Consider the following 13,573-nt stretch of genomic DNA (forward strand, 5'->3'; position numbering starts at 1 on the left):
CTCCCGGTCACCGGCAACCTCGCCCGCAAGCCCGACCCCGCACCCGCACCCGCATCCTCCCCCGCTCTGGCCGAGGACGACTGGAGCGAATTCTGACGCTCGTCCGCGCCGCCCCCTCCTTTCCGCACAAGGTTCGCACCCATGATCAGCCTTCCACCCATCTGCGATCGTAGCGCCGCCAGCGCGCTCTATCCGGAAATCGCGGATTCGCTCGGCCCCGCGCCGCTCGGCGTCGATGCGAGCCGGGTCGAACGGATCGGGCAGGCGATGCTGCAGTTGCTCGTATCGGCGGCGCGCAGCGAGGGCGGCATCGCGATCCATCAGCCGAGCGCCGCCTTCACCGCCGCACTTGCGCTGACCCGGCTCGATCACGTGGTGATGGAAGGTATCGCAGCATGACCGAAGACGACATCAAACAGATCTTCTTCGTCGAGTGCGAGGAATCGCTCGAGGCGGCCGAGGCGGGTCTTGCCGCCTGCCGCGAGGGCACGCACGACAGCGAGACGATCAACGCGATCTTCCGCGCGGTCCATTCGATCAAGGGCGGCGCGGGGGCCTTCGGGCACACCGCGCTCGCGGCCTACACTCACGGTTTCGAGAACCTGCTGGGCGACGTGCGCGAGGGCAAGGTGCCGCTTGCACCGGCGCTGGTCGACCTCCTGCTGCTCGCGCTCGATTGCCTGCGCGACCACGTCGAAGCCGCGCGCGGGAGCGGCGCTGTGCCCGACGATGCCGATCTTCTCGCGCGGCTCGAGGCTGCGCGGGCGGGCAACGGCGGGGAGGTTGCCGCCTCCCCGCCCGCGCCCGCCGCGACGCCTGCTCCTGCCGCCGCCGATCCGCTCGACGATCTCGACGCGCTGCTGAGCGAGCTTTCCGCCCCTGCGCCGGCGGCACCTGTCGCACCAGACACCTGGCTGGTGCACATCCGCCCCCATTCCGGCGCCATGACCAAGGGCAGCGAGCCGCTGCTGTGGCTGCGCGAACTGACCGATCTGGGCGGCACCTGCGAGCATGCCGACATTGCTGCGGTCCCCACCTTCGAGCGGCTCAAGGTCGAGGAGGGCTATCTCGGCTGGACCTTCCGCATGCCCGGCACCGTCGCGCGCGATGCGGTGGCGGAGATCTTCGATTTCGTCGGCGACGAAGTCGCGCTCGCCTATGACGGCGATCCGATGCCGCCGCCGCGCATTGCCGCCAGCGCACCTGCGCCGGCCACGCCCCACACCGAGGCGCCGCAGCCGATCCACAAGCCGGAAGCGAGCGCCGCGGCCGCACCGGTCCCGCCCGCCGCTGCCACAGCCGCCGCCGCAGCCCCCGCTGGCAGCGCCGCCACACAGTCTGTCCGCATCGACCTCAAGAAGCTCGACATGCTGATCGACGGTGTGGGCGAACTGGTGATCGCCCAGGCCATGCTCGCCCAGCGCCTCACCAACGAGAACCTCGCCCATATCGAGGAGCTGGCCCTGATCGACGGGCTGGTGCGCGACATCCAGGAACATGCCATGGCGTTCCGCGCCCAGCCGATCAGTTCGGTCTTCGGCCGCGTCCCGCGCCTGCTGCGCGAGCTTGGCGGATCGACCGGCAAGCACGTGAAGCTCGAGGTCGCGGGCGAGACCACCGAGCTCGACAAGACGGTAATCGAGCGCCTGTCCGAGCCGATGACCCACCTCATCCGCAACGCGGTCGACCACGGGATCGAGAGCCCCGAGGAACGCCGCGCGGCAGGCAAGGACCCCGAAGGCACCCTGACCCTGTCGGCCGAACAGAAGGCCGGGCGCATCATTATCCGCATCGCCGACGACGGGCGCGGGATCGACCGCGACCGGGTGCTGGCCAAGGCCATCTCACAAGGCCTCGTCGCCCCCGAAGCGCAGCTCACCGACGACGACATCAACCAGCTGATCTTCGCCCCCGGCTTCTCCACCGCCGCGCAGGTCTCGAACATTTCGGGCCGCGGCGTGGGCATGGATGTGGTCAAGCAGAACGTGAAGGAACTGGGCGGGCGCATCACCATCGAGAGCGTTCCCGGCAAGGGCACCACCTTCAGCCTCGCGCTGCCGCTGACGCTGGCGATTTCGGACGGGATGATCGTCCAGGTCGGCGACCAGTCGCTGGTGATCCCGCTGACCCACGTGATCGAGAGCCTCCGCCCTACCCCTGCCGACGTCAAGGGCATGGGCACCCGCGCGCAGATGCTCAACGCGCGCGGCAGCTTCGTGCCGATCGTGCCGCTGGGCGTGCTGACCGGCGCGGAAGGGGCCACCAGCAACCCCTGCGAGGGCGTGCTGGTGCTGGTCGAGACCGAGGGCCACGGCCGCGCCGCGCTTCTGGTCGATGCCATCGCCGACCAGCGCCAGTTCGTGATCAAGGCCTTGGATGCGCATTATCGCCAGATCGATAGCGTTGCGGGCGCGACGATCCTCGGCAATGGCAAGGTCGCGCTGATCGTCGATGTCGATTTCATCGCCAGCAACGCCGCGCGCCACCTGGTCAGCCATGTGCCGCTGGCGGCTGCGGCCTGACCATGCAGGGTTCGGTCGCTCCCTCCGACAGTCAGGCCATGGTCCCCGGTGTCAGCCCGGCGATCTATGGCGAGGCCGATTTCCGCCGCGTGGCGGCGCTGATCCACGCCGAGACCGGTATCGTCCTGTCCGAGCGCAAGAAGATGCTCGCCTATTCGCGGCTTGCCCCGCTCGTGCGTCGCAGCGGGCTGACGAGCTTCGGCGCGTTCCTCGACACGCTCGCGGGCGATCCGCGCACCATGACCGAGGTGGTCGCCGCGCTCACCACCAACCACACCTATTTCCACCGCGAACCGCATCATTTCGAGCATTTCGAGAGCGTTGTCCGCCCCGATCTGCTGGCCCGCGCGAACGCGGGCGCGGATGTGCGGATCTGGTCGGCGGGCTGTTCGACCGGTGAGGAGATCTGGACGCTGATGATGGTGCTGCTCGGTCCCGACCGGGCGGCGGGCCTCAAGCTGACGCGGGCCAAATTGATCGCGCTGGCCAGCGACATTTCGGTCAATGCGCTCGCGGGGGCGCGGGCGGCCAACTATCCGACGAGCGCGCTCGATGCCCTGCCCGAGGCGTTGCGCCGCGCCTGGTGCGTGGCAAGCAGCAACGCGAGCGAACCGCGTCTCGCGATCGCCCCGGAAGTGCAGGCGATGGTCCGCTTTCGCGAACTTAACCTGATGGGCGAATGGCCGATGAACCGTCCCTTCGACGTGATCTTCTGCCGCAACGTCATGATCTATTTCGACATTCCCACCAAGGAACGGCTGATCGAGCGCTTCGCGCGCCAGCTGGCCCCGGGCGGTCATCTTTATATCGGCCATTCCGAACGCGTCAGCGGGCCTGCCACCGCGCTGCTCGAACCGGTCGGGCCGACCATTTACCGGCGAAAGGGCCACGCATGACCATACGGGTCCTGATTGTCGACGATTCCCCGCTGATGCGCGCGCTGCTCCAGCACCGGCTGGCGCGCGAGAGCGACATGACCGTGATCGGCACCGCCGCCGATGCCGCCGAAGCGCGCGGGATGATCAAGGCGCTCAATCCCGATGTGGTGACGCTCGACATCGAGATGCCGGGGATGGACGGCCTCAGCTTCCTCGAGAAGATCATGCAGCTGCGCCCGACCCCGGTGATCCTTGTCTCGGGCGCGACCGAGGCCGGGGCGAGCGCCACCGCGCGCGGGCTGCAGCTGGGCGCGGTGGGATGCATCGCCAAGTCGCAGTTGCGGATGAACCCGGGCGAAGAGGACGACGGTGCGCTGCCCGACATGGTGCGCGAGGCGGCGCGGGTGCGCTTCATCCACACCCCCGCCCCGCCGCCGCCCCGCGCGCCTGCGCCCGAGCCTGCGAGCGCGCCTGCCGGGCTGCTCCCCGCGCTCCCGGATGTGATCGTCATCGGTGCCTCGACCGGCGGCGTGGAGGCGCTCCACACCGTGCTCGCGGGCTTTCCTGCCGATTGCCCGCCGACGCTGGTGGTCCAGCACATCAACGGCTGCTTTGCGGGCGCGATCGCGCAGTCCTTCGACCGTGCGGTTCGTCCGCGGGTGATGCTGGCGGAAAGCGACATGCCGCTGGAGCGGGGCATGGTGCTGCTGGCGCCGGGCAATGACCGCCATCTGCAGGTCGCCTCGGCCGGCATGCGGGGCCTGCGCTGCGTGCTGCGCGAGGGCGAGCCGGTCACCGGGCACCGCCCCAGCGTCGACCGGCTGTTCGCCTCGCTCGCCTCCACCCTCGGCGGCACGCGGGGGAGCCGCGGGCTCGGCATCCTGCTGACCGGCATGGGGCAGGACGGCGCCCAGGGCATGGCCCAGCTCGCCAGCATCGGTGCGCGCACGATTGCGCAGGACCAGGCGAGCTGCGTGGTGTTCGGCATGCCGCGCGCCGCGATCGAACTGGGCGCGGCGGGCGAGGTGCTGCCGCTGGACCGCATTGCGCCCGCCATCTTCACCCCGGCCCGGGCGACCGCGTCATGAGCGACATGACCCCCTTCCTCCAGCCGGCGGCCGCCGCCGAAATTCTGCGCGTCACCATCGTCCAGGGCGAGGCCAAGGCGAGCAGCGACCCGCGCGTCGAGATGAGCACCATCCTCGGTAGCTGCGTTGCCACCTGCATGTTCGATCCGGTCTCGCGGGTGGGCGGGATGAACCACTTCCTTCTTGCCGAGCCACCTAAGCATGTCCGCCATCAGGAATTCGACAGCGACTACGGCCTGTTCCTGATGGAGCTCCTGATCAACGAGATGCTCGGGATGGGCGCCATCAAGAGCCGGCTGCGGGCGCGGCTTTACGGGGGCGCGAACCTCAACCCCGATCTGTCGCCGATCGGCACCGCCAATGCCGCCTTCGCCCGCCAGTTCCTTGAACGCGAGAGAATCCCCTGCGTGTTCGAGGATCTCGAGGGCACCCAGGCGCGCCGCATCCAGTTCCGTCCCGCCAGCGGCCAGGTCCGCGCGCGCCTCGTGCCCTCTGACGTTGCCCCTACGGAGAAACCACTGGGGCGGCCGCAATCGGCGCTTGGGACGGTCGAGCTATTCTAGATTCAAACGGAGCCCATCATGCAAGCCAGCAACTCTGCCCCCATCCGTGTGCTCACGGTCGACGACAGTGCCTCCATGCGCGCGCTCCTCTTGGGCGCGCTCACCTCGCGCGGTTTTGCCGTGGAACAGTGCGAGGACGGTCAGGAGGCGCTCGAATGGCTCGCCTCGAACGAGGTCGACGTGATCATCACCGACATCAACATGCCGCGCCTCGACGGCTTCGGGCTGATCGAGAAGCTGCGCACCAGCGCGCTCCACGCCGAACGCCCGATCCTGGTGCTGACCACCGAAAGCTCCGACGAGAAGAAGCAGCGCGCCCGCAATGCCGGGGCGACCGGCTGGATCGTCAAGCCCTTCGACGCCGACAAGCTCACCGCGGCGCTGCGCCGCGTGATCCACTGACCCTGCCCGCCGGAAGAGGACCGCTCCCATGCGCCACGAACTCATCACCTTCGGCATCGCCAGCCAGCGCTTCGGCATCGACATCATGACCGTGCGCGAGATCCGCGCCTGGTCGCCCGTCACCCGCCTGCCGCGTGTGCCCGACTATGTCGCGGGCGTGGTCAACCTGCGCGGCGCGGTGCTGCCGGTGATCGACCTCGCCGCCCGCCTCGGCTGGACGCCGACCGAAGCGACCCCGCGCAACCCGATCATCGTCATCGAGCACGAGGGCCAGATGCGCGGGCTGATCGTCCACGACGTCGCCGACATCGTCTCGATCGAGGCCGGCACGCTCCAGCAGCCCGATGCGATGGGGCAGGAGAGCATCACGCATTTCCTCGAAGGTATCGCCCCGCTGGGCGACGATATGGTGATGGTGCTCGATCTGGCGCGGCTGATGGCCGACGAGCCGCTCGAACTGGCGGCCTGAACATGAGCCGCCCCCTTCACGCGCCTGCGCGAACATCCGCAGGCGCGCCCCATTCGCCCGCGCTGCTAGCCGGGATCGCGGGTCATCTGGCGACCTTTGCCGAGGATGCCGAGGCCTTCGGGATCGTGCTGTGCAGCGACTATGATGTCGCCACGCGCTATCTCGTCCAGCTTCAGCAGATCGACCGCCTCGCGCAGTCCTTGCGCGAGATGGCGAATGTGCTTTCCGCCGCCGACCCCGACGCCGCGGTCGCCGCGATCCGGTTGGGCGAGCTGCGCCTCGCGCTGGAGGCGATCGATGCGCGCTGAGCGGGCGCTGCTGGGGCTTCAGGCGACCGGCGTCGTGCTGGCGCTGGTCGCGGCGCTGGTGTGGCCGCGCCCCGGCCAGGCGGCGCTGCTGGTGCCGCTGAACGGCAGCGACGCGCGCGGCGTGATCGCCTGGGCGCAGCGCGAGGACGCACCGCTGCTCACACTCGACACATCCCGCGGGCGCGTGATCGCCCGCGTCGCCGACAATGCCGGCCTGCTGCGCGCGCTTGGCCACGGCATCCTGCCTATCGCCGCCCGCGTGCGCGGTTGCCAATCCGAGAGCGCGGGGTAGAAACATGGTTGAAGATGAACTCGGCACGTTGCGCGAAACCGGCATGCGGCTCATCGGTCTGGTCGCCGGCCTGATTGGTGGCACGCTGGTGATCTGGGCGATCCTTGCTGGTGCACTGCTGGTGGCTACGGCAGCCGCGACACTTGTTGCTGCGCCCCTGTGGTTTGCCAAGACCCGCCGCGCGGACCAGTCGGCGCGCCTCGCGATGGGGGTGACCTATCCGCTGCTTGCCGCGCTGCTGCTGGCGATGGCGAGCGGCACCGGCTGGATCATCGACATGCACATGGTGTTCTTCTCCTTTCTCGCCATGCTAGCCGCGCTCGCCGATTGGCGGGTGATCGTGATTGGCACCATCGTAACGGCGGTCCACCACCTCGCGCTCAATTTCATCGCCCCCGCGCTTGTCTTCGACAGCAACGGGGACATCCTGCGGGTGATGTTCCACGCCGTGATTCTGGTGATCGAGGCAGCGGTCCTGATCGCATTGTGCTGCAAGTTCGAGGCGCTTTTCGAGAATCTGGCCGACGTGCGCCGCGCCGAAGCTGCGCTCGAAGCGGAACGCGCGGCCGAGCGCGAGGCTATTGCGCAACAGCAGGAACAGGTACTGTCGGGCCTTTCAGGACGGCTCCAAGCCCTTGCTGCGGGCGATTTGTCGAGTCAACTCGTGGCCCCCTTCCCGGGCGAGTATGATCGTGCCCGCACCTTGCTGAACGGATCATGCGCCGAGTTGAACCAGCTGGTTGGCGCAGTGGCGCAAACGGCGGATCAGGTCGCGGCAGGCGCCCATGAATTGCGCATGGCCTCGGCCGACGTCGCGACGACGACCGAGCAGCAGACTGCTGCTATCGAGGGCGCCTCGCGCACTGCGGGCCAGCTGCTCGAAGACATCGAAGCGCAGGCGGGCCTCTGGGCCGAGACCCGCACGACCGCGCTCGACGCCAAGGCCGATGCCGATCGCGGCGCCGCAGAAATCACCGCCGCCGCCGAGGCCATCACGCGGATCGAGGCCTCCTCGGCAGAAATCGGCGAGATGATCGGCTTTATCGACACCATCGCCTTCCAGACCAACCTCTTGGCCTTGAACGCCGGCGTCGAGGCCGCGCGCGCGGGCGAGGCGGGCAAGGGCTTTGCGGTGGTCGCCGGCGAAGTGCGCGAGCTTGCCCAACGCTCGGCCGAATCGGCAACCGCGATCAAGGCGTTGGTCGCCAACTCCAAGGAAGAGGTCGCTGTCGGCGTGGCGCGGGTGCAGCAGCTTGTCACCCTGCTCGCCTCGCTGGTCGCGCGCTTCTCCGACATTGCCGGGAAGGTCGATCACATCGCACAAGGCTCGGAAGGGTCGCTCGAGGCGATCCGACGGATCAATGCCGCGATGGGCTTGCTCGACCGCGGGATGCAGCAAAACGCGGCGATGGCCGAACAGACCAGCGCCGCCTCGGTCGAACTGCTGCGCAGCGCCGAGGAGCTGAGCGGCCAGGTGTCGCGCTTCCGCCAGCCGGACAGCGCCGTCGCCCCCGCCGCCCTGCCGCTGAGCCGCGCCGCATGACCCGTTCCGCCATCCGCTTTCTTCGAAGATCGTTCCAGCCTACACCAAAGGAGCTTTGAAATGTCCGCCGATCCGTTGCAGGAGCGTCTCGATTATTACGGCCTCGCCGAGGTCCGCCAATCCACGCTCGCCGGTATCGGCCGGGCGCTGAAGCGCCGGCTCGACGGGGCGCTGGACGGTTTCTACAAGGTCATCGCATCGCGCAAGGAACTGTCGGACCATTTCGACAGCCCGCAGCAGATGGCCCGCGCCAAGGGGATGCAGGCCGAACACTGGCTGGCGGTGTTCCGCGACGGGGTGGACCGGCGCTTCTACGATCGCGCCACCCGCATCGGCAATGTCCACGCGCGGATCGGGCTCGAGCCCAAGTGGTATGTCGGCGCCTATGGCCTCGTGCTTGACGAACTGGTCACCGCGATCATCGCCCCGGGCTGGAAGGCCTGGCTTCCGTGGAAGCGTGCCCAGGCACGGCAAGTGGCGATCCTGATCAAGGTCGCATTGCTGGACATCGACCTTGCGCTCTCGGGCTATTTCCACAATTCCGAAGAGCGCGTGCGCACGCTGGTCAGCGACAAGCTAGGCTCCGCTCTGCGCGAGGTCGCCGCGGGCGATCTCACCGCGCGGATCGACGGGTTTCCGCCCGAATATGCCCAGGTCCAGCATGACTTCAACGCCGCGCTCGGCACGCTTGCCGCTACGCTCGGCAATGTGATGAGCGGGATGCAGGCGATGAACGCAGGGGCGACCGAGATCCGCTCGGCTGCCGACGACCTGTCGCGCCGCACCGAGGAACAGGCCGCCAATCTCGAGGAAACCGCTACCGCCATCGTCTCGATCAACGCCAGCGTCCAGGAAAGCGCCTCGATCAGCGCGAACGCGCGGCGCACCATCACCGACACCACCGCACGCGCCGCCGATGGCTCGCAGATCGTCAGCGAGGCGGTCGGTGCGATGCAGCAGATCGAAAGCTCCTCGCAGGAGATCAACTCGATCATCGCGGTGATCGAGAGCATTTCGTTCCAGACCAACCTGCTGGCCTTGAACGCGGGCGTCGAAGCCGCACGCGCGGGCGAGGCGGGCAAGGGCTTTGCCGTCGTCGCCAACGAAGTCCGCGCGCTCGCGCAGCGCTGCGCCGAGGCCGCCGACGAGGTCAAGGCGCTGATCTCGTCGAGCTCGGTGCAGGTCAGCCGCGGGGTCGATCTGGTCGGGCGCAGCGGCGATGCCTTCGCTGCGATCACCCGCGACATCACCACGCTGTCCGAAGCGATCCAGTCGATCGCCACCTCGGCCGCGGTCCAGGCGGAAAACCTCTCGCAGATCACCACCGTGGTGGGCGAGCTTGACCGCTCGACCCAGCAGAACGCGGCGATGGCGGAAGAATGCACCGCCGCGGCGACGTCCCTCACGCGCGAAGCGGGGCTGCTCGACAGCGCCTTGTCGCAGTTCACAGTGGGCGCGCGCGGCGGCTTTGCCCAGCCCGTCCTGCTCCCTCGCGCCGCCTGACGGGACTATTCGGCCGGCTGCGGCACGACCGCGGCATCTTCGGCGACGCGCGGGTCGGGCGCATCGGCGCCTGCCCGCGCGCCGCGCTGCAGCAGGAAGAACACCAGCGCCGCGCCCGCCAGAGGCAGGTAGAAGAAGATCAGCCGCCAGGTGCTCATCGCCGCCACCAGCACGCCGGCGGCAACGAAGGGGGCAAACAGCAGCAGGAACCCCGCCTCCGCCCCGCCCGCGCCGCCCGGGGTCGGCACCACCGAGCTGATCGACTGGACGAGGTATTGCAACAGCCAGTAGAGCGCCGGGTGCCATTCCTGGCCAAAGGCCGCGAGCACCAGGCCTGCAATCGAGAAGCGCGCCAGCCATTGCGCCAGCGCGAGCGCGAGATTGGCGAGCGCCATGCCCTTGCCGCGCCGCATCACCCCGAGCCAGTCCGTCACCACATGAGCACCGAAATCGCGGGCGCGGGCGAGGAGCGCCGCGGCGCGGGCGCGCGGCCCTTCGCCGAGCAGTCCGGCCCGCAGCGCCCCGACCAGTCCCGTGACCAGCGCGATCACGCCCAGCGCGATCCCTGCGATGAGCACCAGATCGGTCTCGATCTGCACCACCAGCCCCTGCTGCCGGCCGAGGAAATCGGCCAGCTGAAACCCGCTGAATGTGACGCACAGCGCCGCCAGCGAGGTCATCACCAGCGCATCCTCGGCCGTCTGGAGCGAGATCAGCGTCGCCGCGCGGCGTGCCGGCACGCCCTCGCCGAGAAGGAACAGCATCTTGATCGGCATCCCGCCCGCGGCGGAAGGCGTAATCGAGTTGGTGACCATCGTCCCGGTCACCACCTTCAGTCCCCCGCGAAAGCCGAGCCCGACGCCGAGGAACCGTCCCCACAGCGCGAAGCGCAGCGAGTTGGCGAGCATCGGCACGAAGGCGATTGCCGCCGCCAGCAGCAGCAGTCCCGGCGCGACCAGCCGGCCGGCAAGATCGATCCCGCCCAGTGACCAAACCAGCACCGCGACATTGGCCAGCGCCACCAGCGGCAGCACCGAGAGCGCGATCGTCAAGGTGCGGCGCGGCAGACGCTGCCACGGGGCTAGCGCGGGCTTGGAGGTTTCCGGATCGCTCAAGAGACGTTCAATGCCCGCTTCACGGGGCCGAGCCACGCCCCGCGCGCCATGCGGGCATCGCGCGCGGCAAGGGCTGCGGCATATTCGACATTGATGAGCTGTTCGAAGGTCTGCGGCCAGCGGTTGTGCGCCGCGGCGAGCGCCAGACTGCGCTGGCGGCGTCCGGCGTAATCATCGCGCCATACCTCGACCACCCCGCGCGCCATCGCCACCGGGTCGTCGACCGGGCCGAGGTAGCCGGTGCCGGGCGGCACGCGCTCGGGCATCGCGCCGCTCGCCACCCCCACCACCGGCAGACCGGAGGCCTGCGCCTCGAGCACCGAGATGCCGAAGGTCTCGTCGGCCATGCCGCTGACATAGATGTCGGAGGAAGCCAGCGCCCGGGCCAGCGCGGCGCGGTCGGTCTCGTAGCCAGGGAAGGCGATCGGCAAGCCCTTGGCCTCTTCCATCAGTACCTCGCGCAGCTTGCCGTCGCCCATCAGCACCATGCTCGCGCCCATCGCGCGCGGCAATTGCTTGAACATCTCGACCAGCACATAGGCGCGCTTCTCGTTGTCGAGCCGCCCGGCATAGATCAGCAGCGGGCCGCCATTGTCCGGCAGGCCCATCTCGGCGCGGAAACCCGGATCGCGGTGGCCGGGGGAGAAGATGTCGATATCGACCCCAAGGCCCAGCACCCCGGTGTTGTGATAGCCGAGCCCCCCCAGCATCCCGCGGGCTTCCTGATTGAGGGTGTAGACCCGGTCGAAGCGGTGGTAGGTCATCCACGCGTAGAAATAGGCGACATTGCGGAAAAAGCTTGCAGGATAGTGGCCCGAAAGGTCCTTCATCACGCGGTAAACCTGCGCGTTGGGGAAATCGGTCCGGTAGCCGGCGACCAGCGCAGTGTTGGGATAGCGCCGGCGGTGGCGGATCGCGATCCACGGCAGCACCCAGGGGCACAGGCTCTCGATGATGTCGGGCTGATATTCCTTCAGGAGCGCGAAGACCGCGTCATTGCGGTTGATCCAGCGGTAGTTGGGGCTGCCCCACACCAGCGGCGCGCCGACCTCGGCAAAGATCGTGCGACCCTCCACGGTGATGCGGTCTTCCGGGCCCGGCACGATCTGGAGCAGCCGGTGCTCGGTGTTCTCCTGAAAGAACTTCTTCTTTTCCTTGAGGTAGGTGGAGATGCCACCGCCACCGGTGGGCGACCAGCTCTGAGTCAGGTCGCAAATCAGCAGATCTTTCGCCATGCACACGCCTTTTTCGGCTCGGCCGCGGCGACCAGAGGGGAGCCATGAGCGTGGAGGGCGCAAAGCAGGCTCGGGCGCGCGGCAGGGTTGCGCACCATTGCCCGCAATGCATTTCGCCAGCGCGACAGTTTGCGGTCAGTTCGGTGGCGATATGCCGACCAGAACGTGACCAATATGCGTCATCCGTGTCAGATTACCGCGATTTCATGATCGCAGGCGCCGACGGAACCGGCGTGCCGGTGAGGATCGCGGTGCCCTCGTTCGCGAGGATCCCGACGACCTGTGTCCAGACCGCGACGTTCTGCCGCAGCTGGGCCGGATCGATCTTGTCGAGCGTGTCGTCAGGCGTGTGGTGGAGATCGAAATAGCGGGTGCCGTCCTGCTGCAGATCGACGAGCGCGCCCTTCTGGTCGCGCACGATATTGAGATCCGCGCCGCCGCCTGCGACGTCGGTGCCGGCCGAAACGCCGAAGCGGGCCACTGCGAGTGCAATCTTCTTGTGGAGCTCCGGGTTGGTGGTGCGGAAATTCGAATCGAACCGCCAGATGCGGTCCGCGCCGAAATCGCTTTCGAGGCCGACGGCGATGGGCTCGGCCAGATGCGCCTTGCTGTAGGCCTTGCTGCCCCACAGCCCGGTCTCCTCGGCGCCCGCGAACAGCACGCGAATGGTGCGCAAGGGCTGGCCAGCCTTGGCCACGTTCAGCGCCGCCCCGGCGATGATCGCGCAGCCCGCGCCGTCGTCGATCGCGCCCGTACCGAGCCACCAGCTGTCGAGGTGACACGCGAGCAGCACCGGCGGGAGCGCGGGATTGCGCCCGACAATTTCGCCCACGACGTTACCGCTCTGCGTCTCGCCGAGGAATTGCGGGGTCAGCACCAGCTTCATGGTGATCGGCTTGCCCTTGGCGCGGGCGAACATGCGCTCGAGGTTCGCCGCATCGGGATTGCTGAGCGCGCCCGCCGGAGTGGGCGTCACGCCTTCGGGGAAGCTGGTGCCACCAGTGTGAGGGTTGCGGTGATCGTCGGTGCCGACCGACTTGATGACGGTGGCAAGCGCCCCCTTCTTCGCCGCAATCCCCGCCGCGACCCAGCGCGTGGGGCCGGCAAAACCGTACTGGCTGCCATCCTGCGTGCGGGTCATGTCGTTGCTGACGAAGGCGATCCTGCCCTTGAGGCTGCCTTCGGGCGCGGCCTGCAATTCGGCGACGCTCGCGAACATCACCACTTCGGCGGTGATTCCTTCAGGGCCGGTCGAGGCCGTGTCGCCCAGCGGCGCGATGGCGAAGCTCTGCGGGAAGGGGCTGACGATCTCGGCCGTGCCCGGCTCGCCCGGCACCCAGGTGGGCATCATGTAGGGTTCGTCCGCGACGTTCTGGAAGCCCCTTTCCTTCAGCCATTGCACTGCCCACGCCCGCCCCCGCGCCTCGGCCTCGGTGCCCGCCTGACGCTGGCCGACTTCGGTGGTGATGCCCTCGACGAAATCCCAGGCATTGACGTCGCTCTTGAGTGCATTGTCCGCCACCTGCTCGAGGCTCGGGACCGGCGGCAGAGCGGGGGCCGGGGGCGTCTTGGCTTGAACAGGAAGGCTGAGCGAAAGCGCGGCGAGCGCGGTCATTGTGCGGTTCATGGCGCAAGGCTGTCTCTTATACACATCT

The 13,573-nt window shown here is 68.4% G+C and carries 14 protein-coding genes; 11 read left to right on the plus strand and 3 right to left on the minus strand.

The annotated features are described in order from the left end of the window. Positions 1-141 precede the first annotated feature (141 nt). The 11 genes from AX708_RS17820 to AX708_RS17870 are packed head-to-tail and all read left to right on the plus strand — an operon-like array spanning position 142 to position 9,568. Positions 142-399, plus strand: coding sequence for an STAS domain-containing protein (locus tag AX708_RS17820; protein ID WP_066532438.1), 258 nt, complete (start codon positions 142-144; stop codon positions 397-399). Beyond that, positions 396-2,522, plus strand: coding sequence for a chemotaxis protein CheA (locus tag AX708_RS17825; protein ID WP_066532437.1), 2,127 nt, complete (start codon positions 396-398; stop codon positions 2,520-2,522). The genes AX708_RS17820 and AX708_RS17825 overlap by 4 nt, the downstream gene beginning before the upstream one ends. Positions 2,523-2,524: 2 nt before the next feature. Continuing rightward, positions 2,525-3,418 carry a protein-glutamate O-methyltransferase CheR gene (locus tag AX708_RS17830; RefSeq protein ID WP_066532434.1) on the plus strand — a complete coding sequence of 298 codons (894 nt, stop codon included), beginning with the start codon at positions 2,525-2,527 and terminating at the stop codon, positions 3,416-3,418. After that, positions 3,415-4,488, plus strand: a complete 1,074-nt coding sequence (cheB, locus tag AX708_RS17835; protein WP_066532432.1) for a chemotaxis-specific protein-glutamate methyltransferase CheB — start codon at positions 3,415-3,417, stop codon at positions 4,486-4,488. Before AX708_RS17830 ends, cheB begins: the two co-directional genes overlap by 4 nt. Then, on the plus strand, positions 4,485-5,051 hold the full coding sequence (locus tag AX708_RS17840; RefSeq protein ID WP_197426262.1) for a chemotaxis protein CheD: 567 nt from the start codon (positions 4,485-4,487) through the stop codon (positions 5,049-5,051). Before cheB ends, AX708_RS17840 begins: the two co-directional genes overlap by 4 nt. A gap of 18 nt (positions 5,052-5,069) precedes the next feature. Continuing rightward, complete coding sequence (locus AX708_RS17845) at positions 5,070-5,453, plus strand: response regulator (RefSeq protein WP_081095326.1); 384 nt, start codon at positions 5,070-5,072, stop codon at positions 5,451-5,453. A 28-nt stretch (positions 5,454-5,481) separates the two neighbouring features. Beyond that, entirely contained in the window at positions 5,482-5,922 is a 441-nt protein-coding gene (locus AX708_RS17850; protein ID WP_066532429.1) for a chemotaxis protein CheW, read from the plus strand. Between the two features lie 2 nt (positions 5,923-5,924). Beyond that, a complete protein-coding gene (locus AX708_RS17855) occupies positions 5,925-6,230 on the plus strand; it encodes a hypothetical protein (RefSeq protein ID WP_066532426.1) in 306 nt (101 codons plus the stop codon). Further along, a complete protein-coding gene (locus AX708_RS17860; protein WP_066532423.1) occupies positions 6,220-6,522 on the plus strand; it encodes a hypothetical protein in 303 nt (100 codons plus the stop codon). The genes AX708_RS17855 and AX708_RS17860 overlap by 11 nt, the downstream gene beginning before the upstream one ends. Before the next feature lie 4 nt (positions 6,523-6,526). Beyond that, complete coding sequence (locus tag AX708_RS17865) at positions 6,527-8,065, plus strand: methyl-accepting chemotaxis protein (protein ID WP_066532420.1); 1,539 nt, start codon at positions 6,527-6,529, stop codon at positions 8,063-8,065. A 60-nt stretch (positions 8,066-8,125) separates the two neighbouring features. Then, complete coding sequence (locus AX708_RS17870) at positions 8,126-9,568, plus strand: methyl-accepting chemotaxis protein (RefSeq protein ID WP_066532419.1); 1,443 nt, start codon at positions 8,126-8,128, stop codon at positions 9,566-9,568. 5 nt (positions 9,569-9,573) lie between these two features. Here the strand turns inward: AX708_RS17870 and AX708_RS17875 are convergent, their stop codons facing one another. The 3 genes from AX708_RS17875 to AX708_RS17885 form a co-directional block, all read right to left on the minus strand. Next, entirely contained in the window at positions 9,574-10,683 is a 1,110-nt protein-coding gene (locus AX708_RS17875) for a lysylphosphatidylglycerol synthase domain-containing protein (RefSeq protein WP_066532418.1), read from the minus strand. Continuing rightward, entirely contained in the window at positions 10,680-11,918 is a 1,239-nt protein-coding gene (locus AX708_RS17880) for a glycosyltransferase (protein ID WP_066532415.1), read from the minus strand. The genes AX708_RS17875 and AX708_RS17880 overlap by 4 nt, the downstream gene beginning before the upstream one ends. Positions 11,919-12,111: 193 nt before the next feature. After that, positions 12,112-13,545 carry a M20/M25/M40 family metallo-hydrolase gene (locus AX708_RS17885; protein WP_066532414.1) on the minus strand — a complete coding sequence of 478 codons (1,434 nt, stop codon included), beginning with the start codon at positions 13,543-13,545 and terminating at the stop codon, positions 12,112-12,114. Between the last annotated feature and the right edge of the window lie 28 nt (positions 13,546-13,573).

This window comes from Erythrobacter sp. CCH5-A1 (assembly GCF_001557115.1).
Lineage (GTDB): Bacteria > Pseudomonadota > Alphaproteobacteria > Sphingomonadales > Sphingomonadaceae > Erythrobacter.

Coding starts and splice junctions, on each gene's coding strand:
- AX708_RS17820 (WP_066532438.1), top strand. CDS start 142: ATGATCAGCCTTCCACCCATCTGCGATCGTAGCGCCGCCAGCGCGCTC.
- AX708_RS17825 (WP_066532437.1), top strand. CDS start 396: ATGACCGAAGACGACATCAAACAGATCTTCTTCGTCGAGTGCGAGGAA.
- AX708_RS17830 (WP_066532434.1), top strand. CDS start 2,525: ATGCAGGGTTCGGTCGCTCCCTCCGACAGTCAGGCCATGGTCCCCGGT.
- cheB (WP_066532432.1), top strand. CDS start 3,415: ATGACCATACGGGTCCTGATTGTCGACGATTCCCCGCTGATGCGCGCG.
- AX708_RS17840 (WP_197426262.1), top strand. CDS start 4,485: ATGAGCGACATGACCCCCTTCCTCCAGCCGGCGGCCGCCGCCGAAATT.
- AX708_RS17845 (WP_081095326.1), top strand. CDS start 5,070: ATGCAAGCCAGCAACTCTGCCCCCATCCGTGTGCTCACGGTCGACGAC.
- AX708_RS17850 (WP_066532429.1), top strand. CDS start 5,482: ATGCGCCACGAACTCATCACCTTCGGCATCGCCAGCCAGCGCTTCGGC.
- AX708_RS17855 (WP_066532426.1), top strand. CDS start 5,925: ATGAGCCGCCCCCTTCACGCGCCTGCGCGAACATCCGCAGGCGCGCCC.
- AX708_RS17860 (WP_066532423.1), top strand. CDS start 6,220: ATGCGCGCTGAGCGGGCGCTGCTGGGGCTTCAGGCGACCGGCGTCGTG.
- AX708_RS17865 (WP_066532420.1), top strand. CDS start 6,527: ATGGTTGAAGATGAACTCGGCACGTTGCGCGAAACCGGCATGCGGCTC.
- AX708_RS17870 (WP_066532419.1), top strand. CDS start 8,126: ATGTCCGCCGATCCGTTGCAGGAGCGTCTCGATTATTACGGCCTCGCC.
- AX708_RS17880 (WP_066532415.1), bottom strand. CDS start 11,918: ATGGCGAAAGATCTGCTGATTTGCGACCTGACTCAGAGCTGGTCGCCC.
- AX708_RS17885 (WP_066532414.1), bottom strand. CDS start 13,545: ATGAACCGCACAATGACCGCGCTCGCCGCGCTTTCGCTCAGCCTTCCT.